Source organism: Methylocystis sp. MJC1, assembly GCF_026427715.1.
In the GTDB taxonomy this organism is placed as follows: Bacteria; Pseudomonadota; Alphaproteobacteria; order Rhizobiales; family Beijerinckiaceae; genus Methylocystis.
Map to the genome: position 1 here is coordinate 3,544,552 of NZ_CP107558.1, position 14,251 is coordinate 3,558,802.

General features: G+C 65.7%; 9 protein-coding genes. 6 read left to right on the forward strand and 3 right to left on the reverse strand.

What is annotated here, in order from left to right; all coding sequences use genetic code 11:
• Positions 1 to 207 precede the first annotated feature (207 nt).
• Positions 208 to 3,249, reverse strand: coding sequence for an Rne/Rng family ribonuclease (locus OGR47_RS17100; RefSeq protein WP_165052193.1), 3,042 nt, complete (start codon positions 3,247 to 3,249; stop codon positions 208 to 210).
• A 716-nt stretch (positions 3,250 to 3,965) separates the two neighbouring features.
• Between OGR47_RS17100 and OGR47_RS17105 the strand changes: the two genes are divergently transcribed.
• The 3 genes from OGR47_RS17105 to OGR47_RS17115 all read left to right on the forward strand — a co-directional run bounded on the left by OGR47_RS17105 (position 3,966) and on the right by OGR47_RS17115 (position 8,868).
• A complete protein-coding gene (locus OGR47_RS17105) occupies positions 3,966 to 5,225 on the forward strand; it encodes an N-acetylmuramoyl-L-alanine amidase (RefSeq protein ID WP_165052191.1) in 1,260 nt (419 codons plus the stop codon).
• 355 nt (positions 5,226 to 5,580) lie between these two features.
• A complete protein-coding gene (locus OGR47_RS17110) occupies positions 5,581 to 7,989 on the forward strand; it encodes a penicillin-binding protein 1A (protein WP_165052189.1) in 2,409 nt (802 codons plus the stop codon).
• A 78-nt stretch (positions 7,990 to 8,067) separates the two neighbouring features.
• The gene (locus tag OGR47_RS17115) at positions 8,068 to 8,868 is read left to right on the forward strand and encodes an enoyl-CoA hydratase (RefSeq protein WP_165052187.1); all 801 of its coding nucleotides are present in this window, start codon (positions 8,068 to 8,070) and stop codon (positions 8,866 to 8,868) included.
• A 118-nt stretch (positions 8,869 to 8,986) separates the two neighbouring features.
• On the opposite strand, the gene ccmB is transcribed toward OGR47_RS17115, so the two are convergent.
• Together ccmB and ccmA are read right to left on the reverse strand one after the other, a co-directional pair.
• Entirely contained in the window at positions 8,987 to 9,658 is a 672-nt protein-coding gene (gene ccmB / locus OGR47_RS17120; RefSeq protein ID WP_165052185.1) for a heme exporter protein CcmB, read from the reverse strand.
• A complete protein-coding gene (gene ccmA, locus OGR47_RS17125; RefSeq protein WP_165052182.1) occupies positions 9,655 to 10,317 on the reverse strand; it encodes a heme ABC exporter ATP-binding protein CcmA in 663 nt (220 codons plus the stop codon). Before ccmA ends, ccmB begins: the two co-directional genes overlap by 4 nt.
• A 217-nt stretch (positions 10,318 to 10,534) precedes the next feature.
• Between ccmA and OGR47_RS17130 the strand changes: the two genes are divergently transcribed.
• From OGR47_RS17130 to OGR47_RS17140, 3 genes are all read left to right on the forward strand, one after another.
• On the forward strand, positions 10,535 to 11,779 hold the full coding sequence (locus tag OGR47_RS17130; protein WP_165052179.1) for an aminotransferase class I/II-fold pyridoxal phosphate-dependent enzyme: 1,245 nt from the start codon (positions 10,535 to 10,537) through the stop codon (positions 11,777 to 11,779).
• A 67-nt stretch (positions 11,780 to 11,846) separates the two neighbouring features.
• Positions 11,847 to 12,989, forward strand: coding sequence for a hypothetical protein (locus OGR47_RS17135; RefSeq protein ID WP_165052177.1), 1,143 nt, complete (start codon positions 11,847 to 11,849; stop codon positions 12,987 to 12,989).
• 271 nt (positions 12,990 to 13,260) lie between these two features.
• On the forward strand, positions 13,261 to 14,247 hold the full coding sequence (locus OGR47_RS17140; protein WP_165052174.1) for a fatty acid desaturase: 987 nt from the start codon (positions 13,261 to 13,263) through the stop codon (positions 14,245 to 14,247).
• Positions 14,248 to 14,251: the final 4 nt, after the last annotated feature.

The window sequence follows — 14,251 nt, forward strand, 5'->3', positions numbered from 1 at the left end:
GCCGTATGCTCACATGGGCCCTTCACAGCCTCGTCATGGCCGGGACAAGCCCGGCCATGACGCTCCCAAAATGCGTGGTCCCGCTTCACGGGGAGGAAGCGGGGTCGGGTGGGATAAGGCCCCACCACTATCGTTGCGGCGCGAACCCCACCCGGCGGCCTTTGGCCGCCGACCTCCCCGTAAAGGGGAGGTATTTGAGGCGCCGTTTTACTCCCCGAAGGGAGTCTTCACCCGCTGCCACCAGCCGCCTTTTTTCGGCGCGGATGGATCGGCCTTGGTGATCACCACCTCGGTCGGCTTCCTTGGCGTGACCGACTCGGGCGCGGGCGCGGCGGCCTCGGACGGGGCCGGCGTCTCCGCCGCCGGCGGGGTCGACACTGGCTCTGCCGGCGCAACTTCCGGCTGGGTTTCGACCTCGGCGACCGCAGCCTTCGGCGCCTTTACTGGAGCCGGCTCGGGCGCGGTCGGCGCCAAAGGCGACTCCGCCGGCAGTTGCGGCGCAGGCGTCGCTATGGTCGACGCAGCGCCCTCCGCCTCGGGCGCTAAGTCCGGCATATGCGCCTCGCGCGGGGTCACCAAAGCTTCCTGCTCCTGCGCGCCCTCGTCGGACGGGAAGAGTGCGGAGGGATCGCGGAACTCGTCCGGCAGCGGCGCCGAACGGCGCCAGCGGCCTGGACCGCGGCCGCGTGTCGCCCGCGGCTCCCGCGCCTCGCGGGGCGCGGGCTGTCCTTCGATCGCCGCCATGAAGGCGAGGCCCTCGTCGGACGGCTGCTCGGCGCCAGGGGTCAAAACCGCCTCACCATTGAGCCCGCCGCCGCGACCGCGACGGCGACGGCGACGGCGGGAGCGCTGGGCGCTCTCTTCGCCTTCTTCCCCATTCGCGTGACGCGGCTCGCGGCTCTCGCGGCGACCATTGGCGACAGCAGGCTCTCCAACCTCGGCGATTTCTTCCTCGGCGAAAGCCTCTTCTTCGAGGATTTCCTCCTCGAGCGGTTCAGCCTCGACCGAATCGACGCGCAGCGGCGCCGGCGCGGCGGGGATGCGCGGACCGGAGGCCGGCTCGCCGCGCTCCAGCGCGTGATAATTGGCGCCCGTCAACGTATCGTCGGCCGCGACGGTGATGTGCACGCCGAAGCGATTCTCCATCGCCTGCAGATGGGAGCGCTTCTGGTTGAGGATGTAGAGCGCAACGACGGCGCGGGTGCGCAGCGTCACGTCATGCGACGCGCTCTTGAGCAGCGCCTCCTCCAGCACGCGCAATACGTGCAACGCGACCGAGGCGGTGGACCGCACATGCCCGGCGCCCGCGCAATGCGGGCAGGGCACGGTCGAGCCCTCGACGACGCCGGCGCGGATGCGCTGGCGTGACATCTCCAAAAGGCCGAAATGCGAAATGCGGCCGACCTGGATGCGGGCGCGGTCGTTCTTGAGCGCATCTTTCAGCCGCCGCTCGACAGCGCGATTGTTGCGGCTCTCCTCCATGTCGATGAAATCGACCACGATGAGGCCGGCGAGGTCGCGCAGGCGGAGCTGGCGGGCGACTTCGTCCGCCGCCTCCAGATTGGTGCGCAGCGCCGTGTCCTCGATATTGTGCTCGCGGGTCGAACGGCCGGAATTCACGTCGATCGCGACCAGCGCCTCGGTCTGGTTGATGACCAGATAGCCGCCGGACTTCAGCGTGACGTTATTCGAGAACATGGCGTCGAGCTGCGCCTCGACCCCCGCTTCCGCGAAGATCGGCACCGGCTCGCGATGCTGCTTCACATTCTTCGCATGGCTCGGCATGAGCATGCGCATGAAGTCCTTGGCCTCGCGATAGGCGTCGTCGCCGGAGACCACGATCTCCTCGACGTCGCGCCCGTAGAGGTCGCGGATGGCGCGCTTGATGAGCGAGCCTTCCTCATAGACGAGCATCGGCGCCGAAGAGCGCAGCGTCAGCTCGCGCACGCTCTCCCAGAGCCGCAGCAGATATTCGAAGTCGCGCTTGACCTCGGCCTTGGTGCGGGTCGCGCCGGCGGTGCGCAGGATGACGCCCATCCCCTCGGGCACTTCGAGGTCGTGGACGATCTCCTTGAGGCGCTTGCGGTCAGCGCCGTCGGTGATCTTGCGGGAAATGCCGCCGCCACGCGCGGTGTTGGGCATCAGCACCGAATAGCGGCCGGCGAGCGAGAGATAGGTGGTGAGGGCCGCGCCCTTGTTGCCGCGCTCCTCCTTGACGACCTGAACGAGCAGCACCTGACGGCGCTTGATGACTTCCTGGATCTTATACTGGCGGCGCGGACGCACCACGCGGAAGGGCGCCTCGTCCATGGCGTCGCCGCCGATGTGCTCGACGTGCTCTTCCTCGTCGTGGTCGTCGTCGTCGTGGTCGTCGTCGTGATGTTCTTCCTCGGCCGGGGCGCGGGCGTGGATCGCGGCCTCTTCTTCATCGGCCTCCGCGCCTTCCTCGTCCGAGCTTTCCTCGTCCTCTTGAGCTTCGTCCGTGTTTTCCTCGCGGGCGCGCTCGCGCTCTTCGTCGCGCTCGTCCTGGCGACGGGCCTTCAGCTCATGGTCGGGGGCGGAAGACTCTTCGGCGAATTCTTCGGCCTCGCCCTCTTCCACCGAGCCGAACCCCGAGGGATCGACGGATATCGTGTGACGCGCCTCTTCGGCGACAGGCGCAGCGGCCTCCTCGGCCTTAGCGGATTCAGGCTGAACCGTTTCGGCCTCGACTTCGACGTCCGTCGGCGCGACCGCTTCGGAAGATTCGGCCGACTCGGCCTCGACGACGATCGTCGGCGCGCCGGCTTCCGCGTCGGGGGCTTCGCCCTCCTCGGCGGCCTCGATCAGGGCCTCGACGTCGACCGGCTCGCTGACGAGCGTCTCATCCTCGGCGGCGCGCTTTTCGGCCGTCTCGTGCTGGCGGCGGCGGGAGCGGCGGCGACCATGCGGGCGGTGCTCCTCCTCCTCATGCTCGCGATGCGCGCGGCTCTCTTCCTCGATCAGCGCCTGACGGTCAGCGACGGGGATCTGGTAATAATCCGGGTGAATCTCGGCGAAGGCCAGGAAGCCGTGGCGATTTCCGCCGTAATCCACGAAGGCGGCCTGGAGCGAAGGCTCCACGCGGGTGACCTTGGCGAGATAAATGTTGCCGCGGAGCGGTTTTTTGTCTGCGGCTTCGAAGTCGAATTCCTGGACGCGGTTACCGCGCAATACAACGACGCGCGTCTCCTCCGGATGGGAGGCGTCGATCAGCATTTTGTTTGCCATGGGGGACTCTTTGCGGCGTTGCGCGCGCGACGGCCGGGGGAGCAAGCCGCGATCCGTTCAAGGATGCGGCGGCCGCTGTTCGGCGAAGCGCGAGGGCGCGAACGCTTGTTGTCAGGGAAAAGGGAAAAGGCCGAAGGCCTCGAACACGCTGGCCGGCGCTAAGGCCGGCGGACAGGTCGCCTGGGCGGATCGCCGCGACTGCGGCGATCGACCGAATAAGATGACGATCCCGAACGCGACCATTTCTGGAGTCGCGGTCCATCGGGCAAAGATCACGAAGCGCAAGATATGAGCGCAGCCGCATCGCGCGGACGAACCGGGCGAGACGAGCCTTCGCTGCAGCGCTTATCATGGTCGTAGCCATGAGATCGTCAAAAAACCTTTCGCGACGCCCAGAGGCGGCGAGTATGCGTCACAACTGGCACAAGGCCGCGCGTGACGAAAGACGTCAGCCCGTCCTGAAAATCCATCGACCGCCAATGCAAGGGGCGCCTGCCCCGGCTGCGGCGACAGACTTCCACAGAGCGCTTCGCACTTCATAGCGGTCGGCCGCAAGACGCGCAAGCGTCGCTTCTGCGACATTTACTACAGCATGGCTCCAAAAAAGAGACGACTCTCAGGCTGAAGCTGTGGATGCTAACGGTCCCTTAAGGGACGCGCTTGAAGAATCGTTTATATAGTCTTCCAGTTTGACGCAATTTTGCGGGATTCGGGCCATGCGACAGCCGCCTTTCTGCCGGAAAAAGACCAGCTCGCGCCTCGCTTTCGGCGCGGCGGCGGCCGTTCTGGCCGGCTTGGGCGTCGCCCGGGCCGCGGAGCCCCCCGCCCCTATCTCGGCGATCGCCGGCCACGTAGAGACGCTCGCCGACCACGCCCGCCTCGTTTTCGAGCTGACGCAAGCTGTGAAGGCGAATGCGCATGTTTCCGCCAATCCGGCGCGCGTCATTGTCGATCTGCCCGAGGTCGCCTTCCATATAGACCCCAAGGACGGCCACGCCTCCGGCAAATCCAAGCTCCTGAAATCCTACCGTTACGGCCAATTCGCGCCAGGCCGCTCGCGGGTCGTCATCGACCTTGCGGCGCCGGCGCAGATTTTACGGGCCGAGAGCGAGCCCGCCGGCGACGGGTCGCGACTGATCGTCGAGCTGGCGCCGACCTCCGAAGCGCAATTCAACGCCGCCGCCGCCCAGAGCGCCGCCGCCCTGGCGCAGGCCGAGCCCACGCCCGCCGAGGCGACAGCCGCCGCGACGCCTTCGGACAAGCCGGTCGTCGTCATCGACCCCGGCCATGGCGGGGTCGACATGGGCGCGACGGGCAAGCACGGGGAGCAGGAAAAAGCCGTGGTTTTCGAATTCGCCCGCGCGCTCGCGGCGAAGATCGAGGCGGGCGGCCGGCTAAAAACCGTGCTGACGCGCAATGAGGACATTTTCCTGCCGCTCAATGAGCGCGTCCAGATCGCCCATCGCAACAACGCCGCGCTCTTTTTGTCGATCCACGCCGACACGCTCGCCGAGGGCCATGTCGAGGGCGCGACGGTCTATACGGTTTCGACCAAGGCCTCCGACGCCGAGGCCGCGAAAATCGCGGAAAAGGAAAATTTGGCGGACAAGGCGGCGGGCGTCGAGAGCAAGCAGGACGTCGAGCAGGTCGGCGACATCCTCTTCGAGCTCACCCAGCGCGAGACCCGCGCTTTCAGCGCCCAGTTTTCGCAAACGCTGATCTCGCATTGGAAGGAGGCCGGCAGCCTCAATAAGAACCCCGCGCGCGCAGCCGGATTCGTCGTGCTCAAATCCTACGACATTCCCTCGGTGCTGTTGGAGCTTGGCTATCTTTCCAGCGAGAAGGACCTCGCGCGATTGACTTCGGTGGAATGGCGCGATCGCGCCGCAGGCAAGACCGCCGAAGCGATCGAGGCCTTTTTCGCCGCGCGTTCGCGGGAGGCGCGCGCGCCCGTCAAGCAAGAGCGCCCACAATAAAACACAAAATCGGGTCATTCAGGAGAAGGCGCCGTCAGAGAGCGCGGCTCGCTGCGCGCCAGAAACAGACCGGCGAGCTCACGCCTGGCCACGACGGCGGCGCGACGATCGGCCAAAAGCCACTGGATCGGCGGGCGTCGGCGATGCTAAAGCATCGGCCGCGCCACGAGGCGAATTGACGGGTGATTTCCGTTTCGAGTGGGCCCCATCCAGAAAAGCTAATCGCGCGCGTGGCGGCGGAACAACGCCGAATTGCGCGCTTGCCGGCCAGCCCTAGCGAAAGGGCGGGCGCCGGCGCCATATAAGGTCAGGCGAAAAGCCACGGGCTTCCCGGCCCGCTGAGAGGAAGAATTTCATGCGACTTCTCGCAAGGTTTCTAGGCTTTGTCTTCGCGACCGGCACGATCGTCTTTTTGATCGGCGCCGTCGCGGCCTCCGCGCTGGTCTATTACTATTCCAAGGATCTGCCGGATACGGCGCAGCTGCGAAACTACGAGCCCCCGGTCACGACGCGTCTCCACGCCAATGACGGCTCGATTCTGGCCGAATACTCCCGCGAGCGGCGCCTGTTTTTGCCGAGCTCCGCCATTCCGACGCTCGTGAAGCAGGCCTTCATCTCCGCTGAGGACAAGAATTTCTACACCCATAACGGCATCGACCCTGAAGGCGTCGTGCGCGCCCTGGGCGTGCTGGCGCAGGGCGGCCGGCATGTGCAGGGCGCCTCGACCATCACGCAGCAGGTCGCTAAGAACTTCCTCGTGGGCAACGAGCGCTCGATCGACCGCAAGATTCGCGAGGCGCTGATCTCGTTCCGCATCGAGGCCGCCTATTCCAAGGAGCGCATCCTCGAGCTCTATCTCAATGAGATCTACCTCGGCCTCGGCAACTATGGCGTCGCCGCGGCGGCGCTCAATTACTTCAACAAATCGGTCAATGAGCTGACGCTCGCCGAAGCCGCCTATCTCGCCGCGCTGCCCAAGGGCCCCAACAATTATCACCCCTTCCAGCATCGCGACCGCGCGATCGAACGCCGCAACTATGTCATCGACCGCATGGAGGCCGATGGCGTCGTGACGCATCTGGAGGCGGACAAGGCCAAGGCGGAGCCGCTCGGCGTCAATCCGCGCGCGCTCTCGCCCAACACTTACGTCGCCGGCTATTTCGCCGAGGAAGTGCGCCGCGAACTGCTCGACCGCTACAAGGACAAGGGCCTTTACGAGGGCGGCCTGTCGGTGCGCACGACGCTCGACCCCAAGATGCAGGCCTGGACCCGCAAGGCGCTGGCGGACGGCCTCGTGCGCTTCGACGAGGCGCATGGCTTCCGCGGCGCCATGAACCATATCGACGTCTCGTCCGACTGGGGCGTCCCGCTCGCCGGCATTCCCGCGCTCGGCGACATCAAGCCCTGGCGCCTCGCCGTCGTGCTCGACATGAGCGACGGCGGCGCCCGCGTCGGCCTGCAGCCCGGCCGCGAAGCGTCCGGCGAAGTGGCGCGCGAACGCGAGACCGGCCTGCTCACGACCGAAGGCATGCGCTGGACCGGCCGCGGACCCCGCGGGACGCTCACCGTCGGCGACGTGATCTATGTCGAGCCCATGGTCGGCAATCCGGGTCACTACCGCCTGCGCCAGATCCCCGAGATCTCCGGCGCCATGGTGGCGATGGACCCCTATACGGGCCGCGTCTTCTCCATGGTCGGCGGCTTCTCCTTCGACCAGTCGGAGTTCAATCGCGCCAGCCAGGCGCTGCGCCAGCCGGGCTCCTCCTTCAAACCCTTCGTCTATGCGACGGCGCTCGACAACGGCTATACGCCCTCCTCGTCGATCCTCGACGAGCCGATCTCGATCCAGCAGGCGGATGGCAGCTATTGGACGCCGGAGAACTTCGAAGGCGGCCACGGCACCGGCGCGCATCCGCTGAACTACGGCGTCGTCCACTCCAAGAACATGATGACGGTGCGTCTCGCCAAGGACGTCGGCATGCCGCTCATCGCCGAATACGCCAAGCGTTTCGGCATCTACGACGACATGGGCCCCTATCTCTCGCTGTCGCTCGGCGCCGGCGAGACGACGCTGCTCAAGATGGTCACCGGCTATTCGATGCTGGCGAATGGCGGCAAGCGGATCAAGCCGACGCTGATCGACCGCGTGCAGGACCGCTGGGGCAAGACCATCTTCCGCCACGACGAGCGCCAGTGCCTGGGTTGCGACGCGGCCAAGTGGGACAATCAGAATGAGCCCAAGCTGATCGACAAGCGCGAGCAGGTGCTCGACCCGCTCACCGCCTATCAGATCACCAACATCATGGAAGGCGTGATCCAGCGCGGCACGGGCGTGTCGATCAAATCCGTTGGCAAGCATCTCGCCGGCAAGACCGGCACGACCAACGAGGCGAAGGACCTCTGGTTCGTGGGCTTCTCGCCCGACCTCGCCGTCGGCGTCTATATCGGCTACGACCGCCCGCGCTCCATGGGCAGCCACGCCCAGGCCGCGCTCTTCGCCGCGCCGATCTTCCGCGACTTCATGACGGTCGCCCTCAAGGACAAGCCGGACACGCCCTTCCGCGTGCCGCCGGGCATCAAGCTGATCTCGGTCAATCCGAGCACGGGCCTGCGCACCGCGAGCGGCGGCGAGCTCTGGCCGTTCAAGCCGGGCACCGCGCCGCCCGATTCCTACTCTGGCGGCGGCGAAGGCGGCCCCCGCCAGCTCAATACGCCGCATGACGTCGACCAACAGGTCGGCAGCGGCACGGGCGGGCTTTACTGATCAAGAGGAAAGCGGCTGGAGACGAAAGTTTCCGGCCGCTCTATTTTTAATCTGGACGTTTCAGGAGAGCCCTCACCCATGACCGCAGAAGCCGACAGCAGTGAATTCGTTCTCCTGGAAGAGGCGGGGCATGTCGCGCGACTGACGCTCAACAAGCCGGCGTCGCGCAACGCTTTGTCGATAGCGATGCTGCAGGCGCTGTCGGAGCGGCTCGACGCCCTTGAGAAGCGCGGCGACATCCGGGTCGTGGTGCTGCAGGCCGAGGGCCCGGCCTTCTGCGCCGGTCACGATCTCAAGGAGCTGACGGCGCACCGCAATGACCCGGACGGCGGGCGTGAATTCTTCGACGAGACGATGCGCGCCTGCTCGGCGCTGATGCAAAAGGTTGTCGCCCTGCCGAAACCCGTTATCGCCGCCGTCGACGAAATGGCGACTGCGGCGGGCTGCCAGCTCGTCGCGAGCTGCGATCTCGCCGTCGCCGGCCCAAACGCGCGCTTCTGCACGCCGGGCGTCGACATCGGCCTGTTCTGCTCGACGCCCGCCGTGGCGCTCTCCCGCAATCTCGCGCCGAAACACGCCTTGGAAATGCTGCTCACCGGCTTCCCTATCGGCGCGGAGGCGGCGCTGCGCATCGGGCTCGTCAACCGCGTCTCGCAGGACGGCGCGCGCACGGGCGCGCGGGCGCTCGCCGAGCTGGTCGCGGCGAAGTCGCCGGAGGCGATCCGCTTCGGCAAGAAGGCGTTTTACGCCCAGCGCGAGAAGCCGCTCGCCGAGGCCTATGATCTCGCAAGCGCCGTGATGGTGGAGAATATGCTCGCCGCGGACGCGAAAGAGGGGATTGCGGCGTTTCTGGAAAAGCGGGCGGCGGAGTGGCGATAGCCGTGATGTGGCAATGACAGCAGGTCCGTCATTGCGAGCGTAGCGAAGCAATCCAGAGCCGCATCGGGGCTCCTGGATTGCTTCGTCGCTGCGCTCCTCGCAATGACGGCAGTCGTCCCTATTCCCCCAAATGCCGCAAAGCCGCCGCCGCCGCGAAGGGGCAGAGTGCCAGCGCAACCAGCGTGATGGCGCAGAGGATTGCGAAGGGCGAAAAGAAAGGCACCGTCCCGCCCGTCGCCGCCTCGCAGGCCGAGACGCCGAAGATCAGCACGGGAATCGTCAGCGGCAGCACCAGCAGCGCCATCAGCAGACCGCCGCGCCGTACGGTGACCGTCGCCGCCGCGCCGATGGCGCCGATGAGGGTCAGCGCCGGGGTGCCCACTAAGAGCGTCGCGACCACGCCCGCCAGCGCCATCGTCTCCTGCTGCAGCATCAGCCCCAGAAAGGGCGCTGCGATGATGAGCGGGAGCCCGGTCGCGGCCCAATGCGCGGCGCATTTCACCAGCACGGCCAGCTCCAGCGGCGTCTCGCCCAGATGCAGGAGGTCGAGCGAGCCGTCCTCGGCGTCCGCCTGAAACAGCCGATCGAAGGCGAGCAGGCTCGCGAGCAGCGCCGCGATCCACAGGATCGCCGGGCCGATGCGGGCGAGGAGGTTCGGGTCCGGCCCCACGGCGAAGGGGACGATGGTCACGAGGGTGAGGAAGAACACCACCCCCATGGCCCCCGAGCCGCCGACGCGGCGGGCGATGCGCCATTCGCGCAGGAAGAGCGCTCCGATCGGCGAGGTCATTTCGCGCCTCCCAAAGCAAGTTCGCCAGCTTCCTCGAGCCCCAGCGGCTCATGGGTTGCGGCGATGATGAGGCCGCCCTTGGCGCAGTGATCGCGCATGACGGCGGCGAATTTTTCCCGCGAGGCTCTGTCGAGCGCGGTCAGCGGCTCGTCGAGGAGCCACACCGGGCGGAACGCCACGAGGAGCCTTGCGAGCGCGGCGCGGCGCTTCTGACCCGCCGAGAGCGCGCCGAATGGGGCGCGCGACGCGAATAAGAGGCCGACGGTGGCAAGCGCCTCTGAAATCGCTCGGGCGCGCGGATCGGGCGCGGGCGCGAGATAGGCCGACCAGAATTCGAGATTTTCTTCGAGGGAGAGCGCCGCCTTCATCCCATCGGCATGCGCGAGATAATGCGCCTGCTGGGGCAATTCGGCCTCCTCGCCGGCGCCCTCCAACCGCATCTCGCCGGCCGCGCGCGGCAAAAGGCCCGCGAGCGTGCGCAGCAGAGTCGATTTCCCGGCGCCGTTGCGGCCCGTCACCACCAGCGCCTCGCCGCCCGAAAGGGCGAAGCTGACATCGGCCAGCACGGGCCGGCCGCCGCGGGAGACGGCGAGATTCTCCACGGTCAGCCGGAGGGCCGAACGGACATCTGCATGGGGGCGATGCGGGCTCATTTCCATGAGCAAAGCCAATAGAGAAAGCCGGGCGCAAGCGCCATAGGCGCGCTCGCGCTTTCCTGCCCGCCTGCCCTGAGCGCAGGCGCACTGGCGCGAGGCCGAGGAGGGTGCTAAGGGACCCGATCAACTTCCGGGCGCCCTGAGGGCTCAGGGCGCCTTGATTCTTCGGGAAAAGCAAGCGCGCGCGGCCGCGCCCGGCCATTCAGGGACTGCGAATTCAGTGACGAGACACAGAAGCCTCCCCGACTATGCCTCGCGGAGATTCCGCTTCGCGGGCAACGCCCTGCTCGAGTTCAACAACCCCTTCTTCGCGCAGATCGACAAGCTCAAGGCGGACTTCGAAGCGCAGGGGACGCATTTCGTCAGCTTCGCGAATTACGACTATCTCGGCCTCGCCAATCACCCGCGCATCCGCGAGGAAGCCAAGCGCGAGGTCGACGGACTCGGCGTCGGGGCGCTCGCCTCGCGTCTCGTGGGCGGCGAACGCACCACACATAAGCAGTTCGAGGCGGAGATCGCCGAATTCATCGGCATGGAGAGCGCGCTGGCGCTCGTCTCCGGCTATCTCTCGAACGTCACCACCATTTCCTATCTGATGAACGGCAAGCGCGACGCGATCTTCATCGACGAGCTCGCCCACAACAGCATCGTCTATGGCGCGGAGGGCGCGCCGGCCCATGTCATCAAGTTCCGCCACAACGACATGGATCATCTCGACCATCTGCTGGCGCGCCATCGCGAGGAATATCGCAACGTGCTCGTGGTGGTCGAAGGCGTCTACAGCATGGACGGCGACACCGCCGATCTGCCGCGCCTTTACGAAATCAAGGACAAATATCAAATCTGGCTGATGGTCGACGAAGCCCATTCGCTCGGCGTTCTGGGCGATCACGGCCGCGGACTTGCCGAGCATCAGGGCGTCGATCCGCAGCGCATCGACCTCATCATCGGCACGCTCTCCAAATCGCTCGCCTCCTGCGGCGGCTATATCTGCGCCAAGAAGGAAGTGATCGAGTGGTTCCGCTACACGCTGCCGGGCTTTGTTTATAGCGTCGGTTTCTCGCCGGTCATTCTCGCAGCGGCCCGCACCGCCTTGCGGCTGATGCAGGAGGAAACCTGGCGCATCGGCAAGCTCGCGCAGAACGCCGAGCTCTTCCGCCAGGTCGCGCATGAGAACGGCTTCTCCACCGGCCCGGCGATCGGCCGCGGCGTGGTGCCGATCCTTTTCGAGAACGATCTCGAGACCATGTGGGCGGCGCGGCATCTGCTCGAAAAGGGCTATTACGTGCCGCCGGTCGTGCGAGTCGGCGTGCCCAAGGACGGACCGCGCCTGCGCTTCTTCTTTTCGGCGAACCATACGGAGGCTGAAATCCGCGGCGTCATAAAGGCATTGCGGGATACGCCGCCTGTGTCGGAGGAGGCGCAGCGCATCGTGGCCGCCGCCATGTCCGGCGCCGCCGCCTGATACGACAGCGCGGGCGCGTCATCATGACGCTTTCCGCGTTCCCCCGCAAAGGCATAAGGAATCAAGCATGGCGCGAATCGAGATCGTACCGGTCGCTGGGCTCTCGACGTTCACGACCTTCTGCAAGCTGCCGCGCCTTCTCTACAAGGGCGCGCCGGGTTTCGCGCCGCCGCTCGACATCGAGCGCTGGACGCTCTTCGCCCATATGCTCAACCCCCATTACAAGCTGGTCGAGGATCAGAAATTCCTCGCCCGCCGCGACGGCGAATGGGTCGGCCGCATTGCCGCGCATGTCTATAAGGAAGGGATCACGCCCGTCGCCGCGAGCCCGGCGCAATTCGGCGCGCTCGACGCCGTCGACGACCTGGAAGTCGTGCGCGCACTCGTCGAGGCCGCGGAGAATTGGCTGAAGGCGAAGGGCGCGACGCGGATCAACGGCCCCTTCTCGCCGACGATTAACGGCGAAGTCGGCATGCTGATCGAGGGCTTCGAGGCGACGCCCATGTTCCTCACGCCCTGGCATCCGCCCTATCTCTCGCGCCATTTCGCGGCGCTCGGCTATGAGAAGGCCAAGGACCTCGTCTCCTATCGCATAGCCATCGACGAGACGTTCCTCAATGAAAAGCCCCTCATCTCGAACCGCAAGGAATGGCGAGACCGTTTGAAGCTTCGCCCGCTCGATCTCGACAATCTGAAGACGACCGAGACAGCGCTGATGGAAGAGCTCTTCAACGACGGCTGGCGCGATAACTGGGGCTTCGTGCCCTTCACCAAGGCGGAATTTGATTCGACCGCCGACGCTTTGAAATATGTCATGCCGCCGGAATTCGGCGTCATGGTGGAACTCGACGGCGAGCCGGTGAGCTTCTTGGTCGCGCTTCCCAATCTCTTCGAGATCGTCTCCGACTTCGACGGCCGCTTGTTCCCCTTCGGCCTGCCGAAGCTGATCTCGCGCATGCGCAACCACAAGTTCGACGCCGCGCGCGTCGTGCTGCTCGGCACGCGCAAGGCGCTGCAAAACAGCGCGACGGGCGGCGCCATTCTGCTCTCCATGATCGAGGAGATGCGTCGCCGCGGCGCCAAGGCCTCGGTCACCCAAATGGAGGCGGGCTGGGTGCTCGAAGACAATATGGCGATGCGCAAGCCGATCGAAATGTTCGGCGGCAAGATCGACAAGGTTCACCGGATTTATGAGAAGCGTATCGGTTGAGTTCAGGTTCCAGTGGGGGCGTCGGGCGTGAGCCAATCCCTCCCCTTTACGGGGAGGGTGGCCCCGCGCAAGCGGGGTCGGGTGGGGTAAAGCCCCATCAGAGTCATTGCGGCGTGAACCCCACCCGGCGGCCCCGCAGCTAAGTTTACGCAGGCTGCGTAGACTTGCCTGCATCCGCCGACCTCCCCGTAAAGGGGAGGTATTGGAGGGCTAACGACGCCAGTTACTATCCACCCGATTGCTCCGCTTCCAACTGAAGGAAACGTGATCCATGAACGGCATTTCGGTCACCGCCCAGGGCGCCGACCGCTCGCATGTCGAGCGCCGCCGCTTGATCTTGGAAAAATATCCGCAGGTGCGCGAGCTTTTCGGCAGAGACCCAGTGACCTTCAAGATCACGGCCGGCATCTTCGCGGGCCAATTCGTGATCGCGGCCGTCATGGGCTGGCTCGGGTTCTCCTATTGGTGGCTGTCGCTGCTGCTGGCGATCTGCGTCGGCGCCTTCGCGAACCACGCGAATTTCGTCATCATCCACGACGCGATTCATAATTGCGTCTTCGAGGACCCGCTCGCCAATAAATGGACGGCGATCCTCGCCGATCTCCCCAATGGCTTCCCCACGGCGATGGGCTTCCGCTGCTATCACATCAAGCACCACTCGCATCTCTCGGCCTATGACTATGACGCCGACGTGCCGAGCCAGTGGGAAGTGGAGTGGGTCGGCAATAGCGCTTGGCGCAAGGCCGCCTGGCTTTTTGCCTTTCCCGCCATCCAGCTCGCGCGCCTGTCGCGGCTGAAGGGCACCGTGCCGATCATGGGCAAATGGACCTATATCAACATCGCGGTCATCATCGCCTTCGATCTCTTCATGCTCTGGGCCTTCGGCCCCAACGCCTTGCTCTATCTGTTCCTCTCCTTCTGGTTTTCGGTTGGCGGGCTGCATCCATTGAGTGCGCGCTGGCTGCAGGAGCATTTCGCCTTCGGGCCCGATCAGGGCACATTCGATTATTACGGCCCGCTCAACAAGCTCGCGCTCAATATCGGCTATCACAACGAGCATCACGACTTTCATGAGATTCCCTGGAACCGCCTGCCGGAGCTCACGGCCATGGCGCCGGAGTTCTACGACACGCTGCGCTGCCACCGCTCCTGGTTTGCGCTGCTCGTCACCTTCATCTTCGATCCGACCTATTCGCTCGGCACGCGGTCGGTAAATGTCACGCAAGCGGCGCAGCAGATCGCTGCCCCGGCGGAGTAAAATC

Coding starts and splice junctions, on each gene's coding strand:
- OGR47_RS17100 (WP_165052193.1), bottom strand. CDS start 3,249: ATGGCAAACAAAATGCTGATCGACGCCTCCCATCCGGAGGAGACGCGC.
- OGR47_RS17105 (WP_165052191.1), top strand. CDS start 3,966: ATGCGACAGCCGCCTTTCTGCCGGAAAAAGACCAGCTCGCGCCTCGCT.
- OGR47_RS17110 (WP_165052189.1), top strand. CDS start 5,581: ATGCGACTTCTCGCAAGGTTTCTAGGCTTTGTCTTCGCGACCGGCACG.
- OGR47_RS17115 (WP_165052187.1), top strand. CDS start 8,068: ATGACCGCAGAAGCCGACAGCAGTGAATTCGTTCTCCTGGAAGAGGCG.
- ccmB (WP_165052185.1), bottom strand. CDS start 9,658: ATGACCTCGCCGATCGGAGCGCTCTTCCTGCGCGAATGGCGCATCGCC.
- ccmA (WP_165052182.1), bottom strand. CDS start 10,317: ATGGAAATGAGCCCGCATCGCCCCCATGCAGATGTCCGTTCGGCCCTC.
- OGR47_RS17135 (WP_165052177.1), top strand. CDS start 11,847: ATGGCGCGAATCGAGATCGTACCGGTCGCTGGGCTCTCGACGTTCACG.
- OGR47_RS17140 (WP_165052174.1), top strand. CDS start 13,261: ATGAACGGCATTTCGGTCACCGCCCAGGGCGCCGACCGCTCGCATGTC.